This is a genomic window from Pedobacter sp. AJM (assembly GCF_002197755.1).
GTDB lineage: Bacteria > Bacteroidota > Bacteroidia > Sphingobacteriales > Sphingobacteriaceae > Pedobacter.
Window position 1 is genome coordinate 263,912 of record NZ_NHOT01000003.1, and the last position, 18,301, is coordinate 282,212.

Consider the following 18,301-nt stretch of genomic DNA (forward strand, 5'->3'; position numbering starts at 1 on the left):
AAAATAAAGCTTATTTCGTATGTCAGTATGAGTGTATTCAAAGACCATTTCAATGCATTAATAAAGCAATCGACCAAGGCTACCATTGACAGACTCCCAAAAAAAACTCGTCATTTCCAGGAGGAACGAGGAAGCAATCTTTATAGCAAGGATTACCAGCATGATAGATTACTTTGTCGGCTGAAAAAGTCTTCCCTCAATGACGATCCCTCCAGGAGATATTTCGATTAAATTCTACTGTCATTGATATTGATTTTTACACAATAAATTATCCCTCCTGTGACAACAAAAGGCTATTTATTCCTGTTACAAAAAATTAAAATAGGCACTTAATGTAAATGAGTTTTGAGAAAACGCAATGCTTTGGTTAAATGTGCTTCTACCGTTTTTTCTGAAAGCTCAAGCTGTTCTGCAATTTCTGGTATAGTCAAACCACTGTTGCGACTTAACGTGTACACCTGTTTGCACCGGCAGGGCAGCCTGTTCACGAGTCCATCAACAAAATGATCCAGATCCTTAAAAAGAATAGTTTCTTCTGTATTGTTGATGCTTTCGCAGAAATTTTCTAACAGACACTGGTTCTGGCTTTCCCTTTTAAATTTTTCACGGTAATAGTCACTGATTTTAATCCGTGCTGCCCGAAATAAATAGTATTCCATCCGGGTTTCCACATGAAGAGCATCTTTACGCCGCCAGAGAGAACAAAAGATATCCTGAACAATATCCATCGCCACTTCATCATGATGGATATGGTGCTGACAAAATGCAAGTAAGGGTTTCCAGAACTGTTCAAATAAGGTGCGAAAACTTGAATCATCAATTTGATTCAGTAATTGACCATTTTTATTACCCTTAAAAATTTTCACAAATGCGCTTGTTGCTTATACAGAATGGCAAATATAAACCATTATATTTAATAAGTCTAAATAGTTTAAAGATAATTCATTCGGATCATCTTCCAATGCTCCCGTGAGAGAAGTATTCATATTTAAAGTGATTTGATATTTTACTGCTTAAATAATTCTTCAACTGTACCGGGAATCAACTTCAAGCCGATATCCCTTTCCGCGTATCACCACAATTTTGAGATCAGGATCTGATTCCAGTTTTTTTCTGAGTTTTGAAATGAACATATCCAGACTTCGGCCTACTATAATACCTTCATCTTCCCAGATCTCTTTCTGCAACCGGCTTCTCTCTATGGTCTCGTTCGGAGACAAGGCAAAAATGCGCAATAGACGGTTTTCTGTTCCGGTCAGGTCTATGGTGTTTCCATGTATCACGAGCTTCCGGTTTTTCGCATCAAATAACATGGTGCCTAAAGTGATCATTTCATCATGCTCACGGTGAGTTAAAACCCGAAGCGGCTTAACGGCGCTCAAAAAGATAAACCCAAAAAAGGCTAAAAATGGCAGACTGCTGAGCAGGTATACATGCCTTGTTGTACGTATTCCTTCCGGTTTGAATGTAATATTGATCATATAATATGCTTTGGGTTGCCTTCTTCCGATACAGGCTACTATATCATCTTTTTTATTTTTGGATATCGCATATCCATAGGCCACGCTGGAGTTGCCACGATTCAGTACATTCACCACATAATCACCGGCCAGCGGATCTTTATCCAGCCAACGCCGGCTGATATTCACCAGAGCATCTGTTTGAAAACTAAGCGCATGTTCAAACCTGATCTGGTAATTATTTTCTCCGGTTCGCTTTACCGGAAGCACCCTGGATGTACTGTCGCCTGACTGCAGAAGCAGTTCATGTCCGATTTTGCGGAGTAAAATTTCCCTTCTGGCGAAGTCGAAGCTATCATTCCCCGTTACACTTAAAGCGGCACAGAGCACAGCAATAAATGATATAAATATTCCTGCGAACAGGTATTTGCGTTTTCCGGAATGGGGTTTTAGACTAAGTTGCATATTGTCAAGCCTTTATTTACAAAGTTTACATTTTTATTTACAATCCTGATGCTGCCGACGGAAAGATACCAAAGTAATTTCGCTGAATCAATTTTAACAGGGAATAAACCATCATCTACAAATAATCATAAAGATTGCCAGTGATGGCTTCATCCCGCAAAAAAAATTATATCAAGATGAAAAATAACAGAAACTTTTGTTACAGCCTGCTGATCATTCTGGCAGGCGGAATTTATTTACCTGTACAGGCCCAGCAAAAAAAAGATGCTCAGGATGTCATTGAAACCAAAGTGCTAAACATTTCTCATGCCCCAAACAGCATCGTTCGTACCATCAAACAAGATCGCCATGGAAACATCTGGATGGCCTCATGGGCGGGTGTTATTAAATACGATGGAAAATCTTTCAGCAATATCACCGGTAAGGTTAGCCCGGCCCGCTTTTTTTCTATCCTCGAAGATAGAATGGGAAATTTTTGGTTTGCTTCTATTGGTTCAGGAGTTTATCACTATGATGGAAAATCTTTTCGAAATTACACCACCAGAGACGGGCTTGCCAATGATCGGGTAACTAATATTTATGAAGATAAAACCGGTCAGATCTGGTTTGGTACTGAAGGTGGTGCAAGTCTTTATAATGGAAAATCCTTTCGCAATTTTAAAATGAATGAGGCTCCTCCCTTTAAAGCGGCTGATTCTGTCCATGTTTCTGTTTACCAAAAGTCACTTCCTGAAGTGAGCTGGATGAATCATGATGTGAATGCGGTCATTGAAGACAATACCGGAAAATTTTGGCTGGCTACGAGGGGCCATAGCTACTGGTATGATGGGAAAACATTCACTAAGATCAACAATAACGAGGGCAAACCCTTTTCAAATGTTCGTTCGATTATCAAAGATCAAAAAGGCCATATTTGGCTTGGTGGTGCCGATGGGCTTTGGCGCTATGACGGCAAAACATTTACCAATTTTACCCAAAAATTTGTGGGTTATATTTACGAAGATAGAAAAGGTAATATATGGACCAGTTCAGAAAGTGCGAAGAGCCAGAATTGGGTACTTTCACGTTATGATGAAAAGTCTTTATTAAATAAAAAACCGATGGTCACCGAAATTAAAACAAATGATAAAATGCTTTTCGGAATTTTAGAAGCTAAGGATGGCAATATCTGGTTTGGCGGTTTGAAGGGGGTGTACCGTTATGATCCCAGCCTGCCTGACGGACAGCAAAAATCAATTACGCACTTTAAGGGCAAAGAAGCTGAGCAATAATTGTATATAAAATTGGTATCACCAGGCTGGAGTTTGGTCGGGATGCTAAATTTGAAATATCATCCTGAGCTTGTCGAAAGACTTGTAAAACCATCTCGTTAACAGTGTTTCGATAAGCTCAACATCAAATTTAATCTACATGAATGATGATATAGCCGCTTTGTATTAAAAGTAAATAAGTAGAACTTGATATGTGCAGGTTTTGTGCATCTCTTCACTTAAAAATATTTTTTTTCGATTTTTAATTTTCGCTGGTCGCCTTTTTTAGATTTTATAGTTACCGTTGCGTGTTCTTTCCCCTCAAGAATTGGCTTGTTAATAAGCAGATTACATAGATCAACATCTTTAAAGGAAATACCGTCAATTTCGACAATTTGTTCCCCAGGTGCTACGCTCTCCCCTGCTTCCTGCCAAACGATACCTACAACCATTTTGTTGTTACTAAATGCCGGCTGAAAAGGCCATTGCTTTTCGGCCAGGTCTATTTCTTTGTCGTCACCTTTATAATAAAACCTCCGGTTGATAAAGTCAATCGTCACAATGCCATAATTGAGTATTTTGGAGCCCATTCTTGCTCCTGAACCTCTACCGGTTACAGTGAATACATTTCTTAAATGTATTTCATCGATGTCAAGGACCGGAAATTTCAATAAAAATTTTTGATTATTTTTTTCCATGCCAAATGCTCCTATCTGATTGGCGCCGTAGCCCTTTGTTATTGATTTATAAACTTTTGCTTTTTTAAACTGCTCCATTGATGTTTCAGAAAGAGAAAGCAAGCCGTTATCTCCTGTATCAAAATGGACCGGCATGGTTGATTTGTCTGATAGCTGCACATTAAATACAGGATAACTTTGGATGGTATCCAAAGAAAGGCTGATTCCGGTCCTTTGACCAAGTTGAAGTTTACCAATCTGATCAGTAATGACGATGGTTTTTTTCTGGCTGTTCATTTCAATGATCGAATGCCTGAGCAAATTGCTCCCTATAATGCCATCAACATTCCAGCATCGAAAAAAATCCGGCACCCCTGTAACAGCGGGTATATCATTGAAGTTAAGATGGCCTAAAGCAATATCCTTAATAATTACGGCCTGGCTAGATACCCGCTTTCCATTTACATCGTTTACCTGATCACGCTTACCTTTCTCAATACCTATCGCATTCAGGATCTTCGGACTGATGCAAGTCGGAGCCCCTGTATCGAACAGAAAATTATAATCGACCTGATTGATCCTTACTTTTACTATTATTTTGCCATTGATATCTTGATAAGGAATTTCTTCGAAGTAATTTGTTGCTTTTGTTCCACCTTTATTATAGGTAAGATGCTGGGAAAAACCATCCTTCGACAGGATCAAAAAAAACAAGAGAAAAATTAATTTATACATGTATATCATTTAAAACTGAAACTTGTTCAAAATAGCTAAATAGAAAAACATATGAAGATATTTAACGATAATTAACAGCATTCATTAGCACAGCTGTTGATCATATCTTAACTGAACAACTGACAAGATATTGGGAACGATGTTAAATGAACTCACTCTGGGTTTTGAAGTTTACAAATTCAACCGAAGTTCCTGCAACTTCCTGAGCACATACGCTTTATAGTTCGGGCCAATGGGTATCGTTTTGTTACCGATCGCAATATCATTGGCGGTAAAAGAGGTCATCTTAGCCATATTGACAATAAACGACCGGTGAACGCGCAACAGCGAAAATAACCTGATATCCGTTTCCAGATCGCTGATCTTATATTTAATGTTGATCGAACTGTTCTCATAAACCACCCGTATATCATCCTTAATACTTTCAATATATAAAATATCAGCCATATTTAATCGGTGACTTCTCAATCCTGATTTTAAAAATAAATAAGAATTTTGTGTTGCGACAGCAGTTACAGGATTTTCAGCATTCCGCGACCGCAGATACCGGTCAACAGCCTTAAAAAACCGCTCGAACGTAATGGGTTTTAGCAGATAGTCGATGATGTCCAGGTCATAACCATCAATGGCGTATTCGCGATATGCGGTTGTGATGATCACTGCTGGCGGATCCTTTAAGCCTTTTAAAAAGTCAATACCTTTTATTTGGGGCATTTCAATATCCAGAAACATCAGATCTACCGCAAGAGTTCTCAGCAGCTCCAGGGCCTTTACTGCCGTAGAACAGGTAGCCACCACTTCAAAAGCATCCAGTTGCGCAAGGTGATTCTGTAACAACTTAATCGCCAGCGGTTCATCGTCAACCAAAAGACATTTTATTTTCATAGCGTTAAAGCAATTAGGTTATACATCCACAAGATCAATTTCCAATTCCACATCATAAGTATGGTTGATCATTTTTATATTTAATTTATACCGCGAAGGATAAAGCAGACCAAGCTGCCGCGTAACATTGTTCAGGCCGAGACCATTCCCACCTGTTGCGGGCTTCTCTTCCACAATACTGTTAGTCACCTTAAAACGGAGGCGGTTATTTTTCAGGTGGAGATCAATATCAATAAAGGGATTGCCGGCATCCATACCCGCACCATGTTTAAATGCATTTTCCACAAATGATAATAAAATCAATGGTGCGATAGTGGCCGCTTTGTCGGTAACATAATCAAAACTTATCCTTAGCCGTTCATCATATCTGAGCTTTTCCAATGCAAGATAATTCTCAATCAGTTTAATTTCTGATAACAGCGGAACATAAGCCGTATTACACCTGTAAAGTACATGATCCAGTATCTCGGATAATCCGGCAATCGATTTTGAAACAACCGGAGCATTCATGAGCGACAGCGAATAAATGTTGTTTAAGGTATTGAATAAAAAATGCGGATTGAGCTGACTTCTCAAAGCTTTAAGTTCCGTTTCTGCCTTTTCTTTCTCCAACATCAATGAACGTTGCTGAACCACGTACTGGTCACGGATCAGTTTGACAAAAGCGAATACCCATGCCGCAGAGAATGACAGGGTAAAGTAATGTGTTACTAATTTGGGGATATCAGATAGGATCTGCCATAGTGATTCCTGTGCGAAAGGTGGTGTTCTGATGAGTGGTTCCAGGAGATATATTACCGCAGCCCGTGAGCAGGCAGAAATGAGGTAAGCACCTGCAATAAAAAAGACGACCACCTCAAAATAGTTTTTTGAGCGCATTAATTTTGGAATGATCAGGTAGGCCAGAAAATAAGAGGCCAGCATGGTCACGGAGATATAATAAATCTGACGGTACATAATGTTGTCGAATTGCTTATATTCTTCCATATCATACCGGTTCATAAAAAGCAATGCGACGATCAGCCAAAAGATGACATGAGTTTGAAAACGGTGAGTCAGGCTGAACTTAACAATTCTTTCAATCAATGGCATAACCAAAGATAACACATAGGCCGCTTATCCTGAATAAACATGACGGAATAACCGAAAACCAGCCTGAAAACGGCAAATACACAGATGAAATGGAATATTTCGCTAAATAACAGTTTCTATACATCATTTTGGCTTTTGCGGCAGGGCCATGTTTCAGACCAATTATTTTGTTCGATTTTCAGCTAAATTTTCAAAAATCATCAGAATGAGATCACAAATTTATATTATTTCCCTGCTGCTAGGCATGCTCATAAGTGCAACCGCCCGCGGGCAGCAGATTGAGCAATTACCCTTAAAATCCACCGATGCAATTGATAGTGTTATCCTGAAAAAAATGAGTGATGCACAGCTCGTAGGCCTGGGTGCAGCCATTATCATCGATAAAAAACTCGCCTGGTCTAAAGGCTACGGTTATGCCGACCGGGAGAACAAGATACCATTCACCACATCAACCGTCATGAATATAGCCTCTGTATCCAAAACCATTACCGGGGCCTGCCTGATGAAAGCCGTGGAGCAGGGAAAACTTTCCCTTGATGAAGATATCAATACCTACCTCCCCTTTAAGATTCATCACCCTTTCTTTCCAAAAGAGAAAATCACTTTGCGTCACCTGGCTACCCACACCTCCGGTCTGAATGACAGGTTCCCTTTTTATAACTCCGACAGTTTATATGTTAACGGAAAAGATTCGCCGGAGACGCTGGCAGATTTTCTGCGCAATTATTTTTTGCCTGGCGGAACACATTATGCTAAAGAAAATTTTATCAATCACAGGCCGGGTACATTTCGGGAGTATTCCAATATCGCGACCGCCCTGGCAGGTTACATTATCGAAGTGCAGACAGGTAAAAAGCTGAACGACTACAGCCGGGAATATCTATTCAAGCCATTGAAAATGAATGATACAGGATGGTTCCTGTCTGAGATCAACCTGAAAAAGCACGCCAGGCTTTACCAGAAACAGGTGGATAGCAGTATTAAAAGAATACCACTTTACGGACTGACCACTTATCCCGATGGTGGCGTACGTACATCGGTCAATGACCTGTCCCACTTCTTTATCTGCTTGTTAAATGGCGGAAAATTTCAAAACAGACAGGTGCTCAGGGAGAAAACGGTGCAGGAGATGCTCCGGTTTCAGTTTGATGACGCGCATAAGCCTGAAAATATAGCACCAGCTCAACTTAACTCCGGTATTTTCTGGTCTACCAAGATGGGTGGAAAAAGGATCGGGCACAACGGCTCCGACTTTGGTGTAAGGACTTTCATGCTTTCTGATCTTAAAAAGGAAGTGGCGGTGATCATGTTCATCAATACCTCATTGCTGGAAACAGAGGAGGCCCAATTCTTTGGTATCTACAACGAACTCTATCAATATGGCGTTAAAATTAGAAATGGTGATCATTAATAGCAATTATGTTGAACACCATTCAGCCAGCCGGGCAGCAATAGAAAATATACCCAGATGGCATTTGAAAGTGCGAATGGACCAATTGAAACTATCCTTAAACTAAGCTCTCAAACACTGATGATAATAAATTTCTTATCATATTTCATCAAACATTCAGGTACCGGTAACTTGCATGCTTTGTTCAAATGCTGATAAAAATTTGCTGACATGTACGCCATCGCAAAGTGCGTGGTGTACATGTACAGAAACAGGCAACAGCACTTGCCCGTCTTTAAATAAGAGTTTACCAAATACGATTTTAGGAACATGATCACCCGCTTTAAGCATTTGTGCATGTTGCATGCTGGTGAAATTTATGCATGGCAGAATAGAGTAATGTATCATATTCATCACATCCGGCTTTAAGGTTAATCCAACCGCAGCTTTTTCCAGCATGATCACATTCCTGGTCTCCTGACTAAAAATTTTAAAATCCCGGTGGTAATTAAAATAAGCAAAACCAAATGTTTCATCATTTCTTAACACGGTAATGGAGCCTGAAATCAAGCTATACTCAACAACTTCGTCAGCCTCAATTCTGTACCGAAACTCTTTAATGTGGTTTGCGGCCAAAAGTGATTTATGCAGATAGTACAAAAAGAATGGTATTTGGTATGCTTTACAAAAGTGGTATGCTTCTGTACAATTTATCAAACTCGTTACGCCAAAAAAAGGCTGATCAAACGTGCTGAAAAAATTATAATGCGCCTTGCGTTTCCAGGTACTGATATCTATTATATCTTTGGTAGGTATTTCCATGTCAGCAATTTGCGGCTTATGATTTTAATGCGATATACCAAAAAGGATTAAGAATATACCAAAACGGATTATGTACCAATTATCAGGAAATGAGTTTAAAAACTTAGTTAAAAGAGAATTTACTACAGATATCATGACAACTGATTCATCAGTAACGCTGCCTGATGTTTTTAGCTGTCAAACGAAAAGTTTGAGGACCACAGATTTCGACCTATTAAATTTCTATGGTACTTTTAATGAAGATACCCGGGTAAACCATTTTCAGGATAACACACATGTAAGCCTGCACTTTCAACTCGCAGGTAGTTCTGGTGCCTTCATTTCAGGCATGCCAAAGGATCAGTCCATGCGTCAAGGACAATTCAATGTTTTAAATTGTATAAACCCAACCAGTTCCTTTATTTTCCCTAAACAACAGCAGTACGAATATATGTGCATTGGATTAAAAACTTCTTTTTTTAATGAAGTATTGCATGAATGCGGTACTCCATACCAGGAATTAATAGCCCGGGGCGAGGACATGAAAAGCTTTGCGGTTTTTGATTCACCTATGCATACCAATGCTTTCCAATTTTCGGCCTTACGACTTTTACAAAACCCGCCAATAGCCAATAACCTGAAAGAAAACTATCTGAAATCGAAAGTGAAGGAGTTGATTTTACTTTGCATGAATGCCTACTCCACAAACAGCAACCAACCTGTTAAATCACTAAACAACATAGACATTGATAAGTTGAAAGCTGTGAAAAACTACCTGTCCATAAATTACTTATCTGCTTTGACCCTGGAAGGCATCAGTAGGGAATTCCTTCTGAATGAATTTAAGTTAAAGAAAGGCTTCAAACAAATTTTCGGGTTAACGGTGTTCAGCTATATCCATGAATTAAGGATGCAGCATGCTGATTCCTTAATCAGGGATGCTAAGCTTAATATCGGGGAGATCGCTGCCATTTTGGGTTACACATCCGATTCCTCATTTATCCGGGCATTCAAGTTATTCTATGGTCAATCACCTGGAAAGAGGATAGTCTCGCAGATAAAATAGCTTGGATAAGGGAAATCAGAGCACGATTACGGCTTAATAAGCTATAGGTTGCAACCGCGATGCAATACTCATATTTTTTTTCTTCTTTTAACTGCAGCTTGATTATAAATTGAGTATTTCCACCACCTTAAAATCATAGTCCTCTTGAAATGATACAAACACGGCCAAATAAATGCCTGACTATGGAATTTCATCATTACCCCCTATTATGCGCCATAAAGATTCTGTAATTTGAAGCCATGGATACCAACAAATATACTATTAACACCAGTTTCCTGGATTTCGCAGCGTCGCTGGCCAACCTGGAAGAGGATGCAAAAGCTGCCCTGGCTTGCAGATTGTATAAAAAGCAATATGACAAAGGAGAATTGATCCTGGAAAAAGGAACTGTCTGCAACCGAATTTACTTTGTAGACAGCGGCCTGCTCAAGACCTTTTTTTATACGGAAACGCGCGAATTTATCATGCGCTTTTTTCCTGAAGGAAATATGTTTACCGTGTTGGATAGTTTCCTGACCCGGCAACCTTCCTCCTATTCTATCTTAAGCCTAGAAGCTACAACACTTACCTGCCTGAACCACGATGATATGGAAGCACTTTGTGCCCGCTACCATTCGGTGGAAACATTTTTCAGAAAACTGGTGTCGTTGGCCGCCGTAAATATGATGGACAGGATCAGCAGCACCCTGGAAGAAAAAGCACAGGGCGCTTATCATAACTTCCTAAAGGAACACGGAAGATTACTGCAAAGGATCAGCCTGGCAGACCTTGCCTCCTATCTGGGAATTACGCAGGTTTCGTTAAGCAGAATCAGGGGAATAAAGTAGTTTTTATCATTTGATAAATGCAGAGCTAGCTTAGCAATGTACCTTTCACGCATATTAAACATCGCGATGAAAACTCCACTTTCCTTTCCTCAGACAATAAGCCTTTTAGCAGCATGTCTTTTTACAGTTGTTGCTCCGGTTATGGGTTATCTATCCATTGGTCTGGCTCCCGTAATAATTGTGGGAGGCTCCGCCCTCATAGGACTAATCTGCTGGTACAAAACCTATCTGAAAAACCCTGTTGAACCTGGGGTGATCCTTCCGCTTTTCATTCTTACCGTAGCCGGTTTACAGATCCACATTGTAGAAGAGTACCTGATGGGCTTTGCACCGGCCATGAGCCGCCTATTTGGTATTTCCTGGAGTGAAAAAAGCTTTTTGATGGTCTTTGCACTGGTGGGTCCAGTCATTTATACCCTTACATCACTCGGATTGTACTATAAAGTTCATATCGCGGGATTTGTGGCCTGGTTTATCTTTATCGGTCCCGGCGTTGCAGAATTTACTCATTTTATCTTTCCACTCCTTTCACCGGAAATACTGCCGCATGATCCTCATTCCATTACGACTGTCATTAATGGAAACTCAATCCCGCAAATGCCTAATTTCTATTTCAAAACCACAGGACATTATTATTTTCCTGGAATGTGGACCGCAATCCTTCCCATGATTCCTGGTTGTATTGCCATCTATCGGCTGCTGATTAGGAAAAATTATCACGTAAACATCCCAAATTAAAATACACTTGCTTAACATCTTAATTCCGGATAAGTACCTCAGGAAAAGGCTGCAGATGAACTGAAAACCATTTTTTTGATCATTTAAGTTGATTTTTCAGTTGCCTGGGTTTCCCCTCCATACTGCATCAAAGTTCGAGGATATTTAACACACCTCACGTTTTAGCATTGAGTGGACGGAAACCTTTTGACATAAAATTACGATGATATTATTGTGCTGGTAAGTTTAGCCATGTAGGTCTGCAATAAACCTGATGGCTTCCTGATTTTTTCTATGTCAATCAAATTTTTGATACCAATCGCCATTTTCGAAACAAAATTATTGGAAACATTTTTTTGTTTCGGGAAAAATTGTTTCGAAAACTTGAAACATTTTTCACGGAAACTTTTTTTTGTTTCAGCAAAAACGTTTCAAATTGCGCATAAAAGCATATTTACATCAATTTAAAAAGAAAAGGAAAATATTGGATCGAACTAAAATCACTTTCTATCACAGATTAAATTTTTACCCGAACCCAATTGTAGCTTTAATTATACAAACTAAATATATTGTATTTTCAGTTTTGTTTTACTAACCTGAAGCCTATTATTTACAATTAAATCTTTACAAAAAGTTTTTCCTTTATACCAGTATTTTATTCAGGAATATTATATTTGATAGTTAACCAAATATCTATGATGAATAACAAAACGGTTTATGATGCGATAGTTGTTGGCTCCGGCATTAGTGGTGGATGGGCTGCGAAAGAGCTAACTGAAAAGGGAATGAAAGTATTGCTTTTGGAACGTGGAAGGAATTTCGAACACATCAAAGACTACAAGTCTGCGCAAGGTGATCCTTTTTCATTTCCGCATCGCGGTAAAACAACTGTAGCACAACAAAAAAATTATCCTGTTATCCATCGTGGATGGGCAGCACATGAGCCGATCATGGATTATTGGGCAAATGAAAAAGATAGTCCTTATGTAGAAACCAAGCCCTTTACCTGGTGGCGCAGTTATCAGATGGGTGGCCGCTCCGTGCTTTGGGGCCGCCAGAGCTATCGTTTGAGTGATCTCGACTTTGAAGCCAATCAAAAAGACGGTATCGCTGTCGACTGGCCCATCCGTTATAAAGATATAGCCCCATGGTATGATTATGTAGAAAAGTTTGCAGGAATAAGCGGTTCCAAAGAAGGCCTCGCACATTTACCGGATGGCATGTTCCTCCCGCCTATGGATTTGAATTGTGTGGAAAAGGACGTAGCAGCACGACTAAAAGCACATTATAAAGATGAACGGCATTTAATTATCGGCCGCGTGGCAAACCTTACCGCAGCCATTCCGGGCAGAACCAAATGCCAGTTCAGAAACCGTTGCTGGGAAGGATGCATTTTTGGCGGCTATTTCAGTACGCAATCTTCTACTTTGCCTGCAGCTTTAAAAACCGGTAATTTAACCATCAGGCCATTTTCGATTGTTACGCAGATCCTCTATGATCAAGACACTAAAAAAGCCAGGGGTGTAGAGGTGCTTGATGCCGAAACCAATCAAACCTATACGTTTAATTCTAAAATTGTATTTCTCTGTGCTTCCGCATTAAACAGTGCCTGGGTATTAATGAATTCGGCAAAGGACATTTGGCCGGGCGGCCTGGGCAGCAGCAGTAATGAGCTTGGCCATAATGTAATGGACCATCACTATAACCTTGGTTGTTCAGGAACCGTTGAGGGTTTTGAGGATAAATATTATTACGGAAACCGAGCCAATGGATTTTACATCCCCCGGTTTGTGAATATGGGTGATGATAAACGGGATTACCTGAGGGGTTTTGGTTTTCAGGGCAGTGCAAGCAGAACTGGCTGGAGCAGCAACATACCCGAGCTGGGCATAGGCAGTGCCTTCAAAGAGGCCCTTACCGAACCCGGAGGATGGTCGATTGGTGCCACCGGCTTTGGTGAAATTTTACCCGACCACCGCAATAAAATATCTTTGGACCAGCAGGTAAAAGATAAATGGGGACTTCCCGTTTTAAACATGGATGCCGAACTGCAGGAAAATGAGATTAAAATGCGTAAAGATATTTTGAAAGAGCTCAAAGCCATGTTCGAAGCTGCCGGTATTAAAAACATCAGCAGCTGGGATAGCGGCCACGCCATGGGGCATGGTATACATGAAATGGGTACGGCAAGAATGGGCCTTTCGGAAAAGACATCCGTATTGAACAGTCAGAACCAGGTATGGGATTGCAAGAACGTATTTGTAACCGATGGCGCTTGTATGACATCATCTGCCTGCCAGAATCCATCGTTAACTTATATGGCCCTTACCGCAAGGGCTGCAGATTTTGCGGTAAGGGAATTGAAAAAAGGAAACCTTTAAGGAAACGAACATGGACAGAAGAGATTTATTAAAATCAATCGCCATATTAACCGGCGGAACTTTGATCGGTGCAGATGCCTTGCTTAGTAGCTTTACTTATCCAAACAGTAAAGCCATTGGCATATTATCCCAAAACCAGATCAGTTTGCTCAATGAACTTGGTGAAACCATTTTACCTGGAACTGCTAAATCTCAGGGTGCCAGGGCTGCTAATGTGGGTGCCTTAATTAATACCATCGTATCTGATTGTTATACCAAAGCACAACAAACCACATTTTTAACAAGCCTGACACAAGTTAATGCTGATATTTTAAAAAGCCTTAAAAAGCCATTTTTAAGTGCCAGTAAAGCAGAAAAACACAATTTTTTAACAGTATTGGATCAGCAGGCCTATAATTTTCAAAAAGAGAAACAGCAGAAAGACAGGGAAAGCAAAAAAGATAATGAGAAGTTTGTTGCCACCCCAAACCATTACTTTACCGGTTTAAAACAACTGATCCTCTGGGCTTATTTCAATTCAGAGATTGGCGCAACTGAAGCACTGCGGTTTGTTTCGGTTCCTACCCGCTATGAGGGTTGTGTGCCCTATCATAAAGGTGAACGTGCGTGGTATTAACATGCAGATCAGAAATGTGATGTATCTTTTAAATGCATCCGTAAATACTCGATAAAAGTGTAACCTTTTAAGGAAGTTCACTAGAGAAATGACCAACATCAGTAGGCCTAACATGGAATTAAATACCATGATACATTGGTTCATGGTGTTTTCGTGCACAAAAGTGCCGGCATATTTCATACCAATGAGTAAAAAACAAGGCATACCAATAACAAAATCGTATTACTAATCAGTCATTTAAATCAAAACCAAATAATTTTTTCAGAAAAATTTTGTAGATTATCATATAAATTTCCATTTTTGGCGACCAAACAAAATAATTCATGCGCCCTCTCACCTCTAAATTGCAGTTTTCTGCAATTGGTAAATTACATGCTATCATTATAGGTATAGCTATTCTTTTTGCATCATTCAATACTGTTTACGCCCAAAATAAAATTGATACCACTAAAGTTCAGACCAATACATCCAAATTTGAGATCGGTGTGGCTGGTGGATTAACAGTAAATAAATTTAGCAATGGTCAGCCTCACACCGGAACCCATACCGGTTATACTGCCGGCCTTTTGTTCACCTATAATGTTTATCAGCAATGGAGTATCCAGCTGGAGACAAACTTTATCCAACAAGGTGGCCAGCTATTGAGCTTTAAAGATGATACCAGATATGGTTTACCCGAGGATTTTAGTACCAAAAATGTAAAGAACAGTTCAGCATATTTAAACAGCCTGAATTTTCCCTTATTGTTAAAGTACACGATTCCATTAAACAAAGACTGGCAACCGGCCCTATATGCTGGTGGAAGTTATGCCTATAACTTTAATGTCACGGAGCATTATCAAAAAACCGGCAACTTGCTTCCCGGGGAAGATGTCATCACCACTGTTACAGATTCAGAGCATGTTACCGGCAGGTATAAGCGGGATAGGCTAAACCTGATTATTGGGGCAGATTTGCGTTTACCCCTGTTTAGCAAGGTGAAATTACTCTTCGACTTTAGATATGAAGCCGGTGCAACTCCTGCAAGAGAAAATTATTCTTACATGGAGAAGGTAGGTTTCGGAAGCAACATCAGATCCAACTCTTTTATATCCAAACTAGGCCTGATCATTCCGGTACAGTAGCCAAAAATTCTTAATCAAGAACCAATTATATGAAATTAAAATTTACCAGACTATTTTTAGTTGTCCTGGCGCTTTATGCTACAGGCTGTTCAAAAGATGAGTTTTCAGAAGCAGATGCCATTGCTGCACAGAAAGAATTATTAAACCTGAAGTATCAGCATGAGCTGGATTTAGAAACCCTAAAACAAAAAGGTGCAAGCGCATTGCAACAACTTATAAATACCGCTGCGCTTCAACAACTTAAAATGAACGACAGTCTGGCCCGTGCAAGTGCCGTTGCCGCTGCTAAACAGGATTATAGCGTAGCTGTTACTGATGTAGTAACCAATGCACCAGTTGTTGATGCTGAGGTGATTGTCTCATCAGAAGGCAAACTCTTTTCCAGCAAAACCAATGCACAGGGTATCGCAACGTTTTCTTCTTTGTATTTGTTTCCTACCAGTACATTCTTAATTACCAAAACCGGCTATGCTGCCACGCAAATTATGCGCAAGGACATCACTTTAGGGACAGCAAAATTGTGGAATACTGCAGAACTTTCAAACGAAATTTCAGGGACATTATACATCGAAACCGATTTAACCAATACCACACCTGAAAAGGTTGGCGGAAATGTATTGGTTACAGCTTCCACATCTGTTCCTAACGGCTTTAATGGTTCCTATAGTGTACAATTTCCAACTTATACCACAGCAACGGGTGCTTATTCCTTAAAATTACCAGCTGCGCCAGGCGCATATACCTTTAGTTTTGCACAGGTTGAAGCTGATCAGAAATTATACATCTATGGCACAGAAGACAGTACCGTCGCAGTTCCTTATCAATTACCTTATTTAGCCACTGTTAAAACCTATTTTAATGTTAATGCTTCCAATGTGAATATTCCTAGTGTTGTTGGCCCTGTCTTTCTGAAATTTCCAAAAGATAAGCTGGGAAGGGAACTTTATATACCGGTAAACGGATATACAAACAGTACTGTTTATTTAAGTGCTGTTACAGATGGCTTTCAGGTGGAACGCCTTAACGTAAATGCTTACAACTACTATAATGGAGTGTATTACGACCTGAATCAAAGCACGTTTGATGCCAATACAAAATTAGATGTTACAATGGTTGATATTATCGGTAATATTATCAAAAGTCAGCCACTGCTAAGCGCCACCACCAACAGTGCCGGAAAAATTGCAATGACCAGTTCTGCAGAAGGCGGATATGGGTCTGTGCATTTAAGAAGAGATGCTACCGGGAAGTTAGTAGCAAATGCCAAAGGTTTATTTTCAAAAGCCGCGGTATATGATGTTAGCCAAAACTCATATATTTTAAATTACAGTTCAAATTTAAATTTCGCTTCAAATTTGATTACGGGCTTAAACTACTCGTTGCCTAACAAGGGTGATAAAAAGATCATTAACTTTTACTACGGTTCAGGCGAAAGCAGGGTAAAGAAAGTTTACTAATTATATTTTCTCTCCATAAAATTTTAAGAACCCCTGCAAGAAAAGACTTGCAGGGGTTCTTTGTTTTATGAATTAAGTTTTAATTGTGCTAACGAAGCAGTACACTGTTATTTCAATTCTGATTCGTATATTGACGGTGTAACGAAAAAAGATATAGCCTCATCTATAAACCTACCGGATATGAAAAAAATAATATTGAATTTCCTCCTCTTCACCTCTCTCGGCGCTTATGCCCAGGAGAATTTAAACTTCAACAACCAGAAAGAAATTACATCACCAGAAATCCATGCAGATAAAAGTGTGACATTCAGACTCTCAGCGCCTCAGGCAAAAAAAGTTGAATTACAGGGCGATTTATTGGCTGCACCTGGAATTGCTACGATGAAAAAACAGGCAGATGGCCTGTGGACCTACACCACTTCGCCACTTAAGCCGGAATTATACAGCTATTCTTTTATAGTAGATGGCTTAAAAATCAGAGATGCCAGCAATGTATACCAGATCAGGGATGTAGCTTCAGTAGTAAATGTTTTAATTGTGGGCGGTGGCAAGGCCGATAATTATTTAGTGGCTGATGTGCCACATGGTACTGTGGCCAAAAGGTGGTACAATTCTCCTGGCAACGGAATAGAAAGACGAGTGACGATCTACACCCCGCCAGGATATGAAACCGGTAAAACCAAATATCCGGTACTGTATTTATTGCATGGCATGGGCGGCGATGAAGAAGCCTGGGCCGCACTTGGCCGTACCCCTCAGATTTTAGATAACCTGATTGCAGCAGGTAAAGCAAAGCCCATGATTGTAGTGATGCCAAATGGCAATGTAGCCCAGCAGGCTGCACCAGGCGAAGATATAAAGGGTTTCTATAAACCTACGATGCAATTGCCTCATACCATGGATGGCAAAATGGAAGAAACATTTCCCGATATTATCAAATTTGTAGAAAGCAATTACCGCGTAAATGCAAAGCCATCACAACGGGCAATCGCAGGCTTATCAATGGGTGGATTTCATTCCCTGCATACCTCCAGGTTTTACCCAAAAACCTTCGATTATGTTGGCCTGTTTTCTCCGGCCATCATGCCATTTGGTAAAACAGAATCACCTGTTTATGCCAATGTGGATGCAACACTACAGAACCAGTTTAAAAACGGTGTAAAATTGTATTGGATCGGTATTGGTAAAACTGATTTCCTGTATCAGGCGGTAAGTGATTACAGAAAAAAACTCGACGGAATAAATGCAAAATATACCTATGTAGAAAGCGAAGGCGGTCATACCTGGTCGAACTGGCGCGATTACCTGGTACTTTTTGCTCCTCAACTTTTTCAATAAGGTAACCTCTAGCAAATACT

Annotated in this window: 16 protein-coding genes; 10 read left to right on the forward strand and 6 right to left on the reverse strand. The window is 39.9% G+C overall.

Features of this window, described 5'->3' with window-relative positions; all coding sequences use genetic code 11:
- Positions 1-329: 329 nt before the first annotated feature.
- The gene (locus CBW18_RS07020; protein WP_088300591.1) at positions 330-866 is read right to left on the reverse strand and encodes an RNA polymerase sigma-70 factor; all 537 of its coding nucleotides are present in this window, start codon (positions 864-866) and stop codon (positions 330-332) included.
- A 159-nt stretch (positions 867-1,025) separates the two neighbouring features.
- A complete protein-coding gene (locus CBW18_RS07025; protein WP_088300592.1) occupies positions 1,026-1,925 on the reverse strand; it encodes a winged helix-turn-helix domain-containing protein in 900 nt (299 codons plus the stop codon).
- A gap of 176 nt (positions 1,926-2,101) precedes the next feature.
- Between CBW18_RS07025 and CBW18_RS07030 the strand changes: the two genes are divergently transcribed.
- On the forward strand, positions 2,102-3,196 hold the full coding sequence (locus tag CBW18_RS07030; protein ID WP_088301314.1) for a two-component regulator propeller domain-containing protein: 1,095 nt from the start codon (positions 2,102-2,104) through the stop codon (positions 3,194-3,196).
- A 218-nt stretch (positions 3,197-3,414) separates the two neighbouring features.
- On the opposite strand, the gene CBW18_RS07035 is transcribed toward CBW18_RS07030, so the two are convergent.
- The 3 genes from CBW18_RS07035 to CBW18_RS07045 form a co-directional block, all read right to left on the reverse strand.
- The gene (locus CBW18_RS07035) at positions 3,415-4,587 is read right to left on the reverse strand and encodes a retropepsin-like aspartic protease (RefSeq protein ID WP_172406464.1); all 1,173 of its coding nucleotides are present in this window, start codon (positions 4,585-4,587) and stop codon (positions 3,415-3,417) included.
- Positions 4,588-4,758: 171 nt separating this feature from the next.
- A complete protein-coding gene (locus CBW18_RS07040) occupies positions 4,759-5,472 on the reverse strand; it encodes a LytTR family DNA-binding domain-containing protein (protein ID WP_088300594.1) in 714 nt (237 codons plus the stop codon).
- A gap of 18 nt (positions 5,473-5,490) precedes the next feature.
- On the reverse strand, positions 5,491-6,459 hold the full coding sequence (locus tag CBW18_RS07045) for a sensor histidine kinase (RefSeq protein ID WP_172406465.1): 969 nt from the start codon (positions 6,457-6,459) through the stop codon (positions 5,491-5,493).
- Between the two features lie 310 nt (positions 6,460-6,769).
- On the opposite strand from CBW18_RS07045, the gene CBW18_RS07050 reads away from it, so the two are divergent.
- Entirely contained in the window at positions 6,770-7,975 is a 1,206-nt protein-coding gene (locus CBW18_RS07050) for a serine hydrolase (RefSeq protein ID WP_216359208.1), read from the forward strand.
- A 156-nt stretch (positions 7,976-8,131) separates the two neighbouring features.
- Here CBW18_RS07050 and CBW18_RS07055 read toward each other — a convergent pair whose 3' ends face one another.
- Positions 8,132-8,776, reverse strand: coding sequence for a chloramphenicol acetyltransferase (locus tag CBW18_RS07055; protein WP_088300596.1), 645 nt, complete (start codon positions 8,774-8,776; stop codon positions 8,132-8,134).
- Positions 8,777-8,846: 70 nt separating this feature from the next.
- Here CBW18_RS07055 and CBW18_RS07060 point away from each other — a divergent pair, with 70 nt between their 5' ends.
- The 8 genes from CBW18_RS07060 (at position 8,847) to CBW18_RS07095 (ending at position 18,281) form a co-directional block, all read left to right on the forward strand.
- Positions 8,847-9,821: a helix-turn-helix transcriptional regulator gene (locus tag CBW18_RS07060; RefSeq protein ID WP_088300597.1), complete on the forward strand. Its 975-nt coding sequence runs from the start codon at positions 8,847-8,849 to the stop codon at positions 9,819-9,821.
- A 239-nt stretch (positions 9,822-10,060) separates the two neighbouring features.
- On the forward strand, positions 10,061-10,648 hold the full coding sequence (locus CBW18_RS07065; RefSeq protein WP_088300598.1) for a Crp/Fnr family transcriptional regulator: 588 nt from the start codon (positions 10,061-10,063) through the stop codon (positions 10,646-10,648).
- A gap of 66 nt (positions 10,649-10,714) precedes the next feature.
- The gene (locus CBW18_RS07070; protein WP_088301316.1) at positions 10,715-11,386 is read left to right on the forward strand and encodes a hypothetical protein; all 672 of its coding nucleotides are present in this window, start codon (positions 10,715-10,717) and stop codon (positions 11,384-11,386) included.
- A 674-nt stretch (positions 11,387-12,060) separates the two neighbouring features.
- Positions 12,061-13,746, forward strand: a complete 1,686-nt coding sequence (locus CBW18_RS07075) for a GMC oxidoreductase (protein ID WP_216359209.1) — start codon at positions 12,061-12,063, stop codon at positions 13,744-13,746.
- Between the two features lie 10 nt (positions 13,747-13,756).
- Positions 13,757-14,362, forward strand: coding sequence for a gluconate 2-dehydrogenase subunit 3 family protein (locus CBW18_RS07080; protein ID WP_088300599.1), 606 nt, complete (start codon positions 13,757-13,759; stop codon positions 14,360-14,362).
- Between the two features lie 323 nt (positions 14,363-14,685).
- Positions 14,686-15,486, forward strand: a complete 801-nt coding sequence (locus tag CBW18_RS07085; RefSeq protein ID WP_088300600.1) for a porin family protein — start codon at positions 14,686-14,688, stop codon at positions 15,484-15,486.
- A 29-nt stretch (positions 15,487-15,515) separates the two neighbouring features.
- Positions 15,516-16,943: a hypothetical protein gene (locus CBW18_RS07090; protein WP_088300601.1), complete on the forward strand. Its 1,428-nt coding sequence runs from the start codon at positions 15,516-15,518 to the stop codon at positions 16,941-16,943.
- 180 nt (positions 16,944-17,123) lie between these two features.
- Positions 17,124-18,281 carry an esterase gene (locus CBW18_RS07095; RefSeq protein ID WP_088301318.1) on the forward strand — a complete coding sequence of 386 codons (1,158 nt, stop codon included), beginning with the start codon at positions 17,124-17,126 and terminating at the stop codon, positions 18,279-18,281.
- Positions 18,282-18,301: the final 20 nt, after the last annotated feature.

What these genes read in the sequence shown, in the direction of transcription:
- CBW18_RS07025 (WP_088300592.1), bottom strand. Translation starts at nt 1,925, where the DNA reads ATGCAACTTAGTCTAAAACCCCATTCCGGAAAACGCAAATACCTGTTC.
- CBW18_RS07065 (WP_088300598.1), top strand. Translation starts at nt 10,061, where the DNA reads ATGGATACCAACAAATATACTATTAACACCAGTTTCCTGGATTTCGCA.
- CBW18_RS07050 (WP_216359208.1), top strand. Translation starts at nt 6,770, where the DNA reads ATGAGATCACAAATTTATATTATTTCCCTGCTGCTAGGCATGCTCATA.
- CBW18_RS07075 (WP_216359209.1), top strand. Translation starts at nt 12,061, where the DNA reads ATGATGAATAACAAAACGGTTTATGATGCGATAGTTGTTGGCTCCGGC.
- CBW18_RS07070 (WP_088301316.1), top strand. Translation starts at nt 10,715, where the DNA reads ATGAAAACTCCACTTTCCTTTCCTCAGACAATAAGCCTTTTAGCAGCA.
- CBW18_RS07080 (WP_088300599.1), top strand. Translation starts at nt 13,757, where the DNA reads ATGGACAGAAGAGATTTATTAAAATCAATCGCCATATTAACCGGCGGA.
- CBW18_RS07095 (WP_088301318.1), top strand. Translation starts at nt 17,124, where the DNA reads ATGAAAAAAATAATATTGAATTTCCTCCTCTTCACCTCTCTCGGCGCT.
- CBW18_RS07035 (WP_172406464.1), bottom strand. Translation starts at nt 4,587, where the DNA reads ATGTATAAATTAATTTTTCTCTTGTTTTTTTTGATCCTGTCGAAGGAT.
- CBW18_RS07060 (WP_088300597.1), top strand. Translation starts at nt 8,847, where the DNA reads ATGTACCAATTATCAGGAAATGAGTTTAAAAACTTAGTTAAAAGAGAA.
- CBW18_RS07040 (WP_088300594.1), bottom strand. Translation starts at nt 5,472, where the DNA reads ATGAAAATAAAATGTCTTTTGGTTGACGATGAACCGCTGGCGATTAAG.
- CBW18_RS07045 (WP_172406465.1), bottom strand. Translation starts at nt 6,459, where the DNA reads ATGGAAGAATATAAGCAATTCGACAACATTATGTACCGTCAGATTTAT.
- CBW18_RS07030 (WP_088301314.1), top strand. Translation starts at nt 2,102, where the DNA reads ATGAAAAATAACAGAAACTTTTGTTACAGCCTGCTGATCATTCTGGCA.
- CBW18_RS07055 (WP_088300596.1), bottom strand. Translation starts at nt 8,776, where the DNA reads ATGGAAATACCTACCAAAGATATAATAGATATCAGTACCTGGAAACGC.
- CBW18_RS07085 (WP_088300600.1), top strand. Translation starts at nt 14,686, where the DNA reads ATGCGCCCTCTCACCTCTAAATTGCAGTTTTCTGCAATTGGTAAATTA.
- CBW18_RS07090 (WP_088300601.1), top strand. Translation starts at nt 15,516, where the DNA reads ATGAAATTAAAATTTACCAGACTATTTTTAGTTGTCCTGGCGCTTTAT.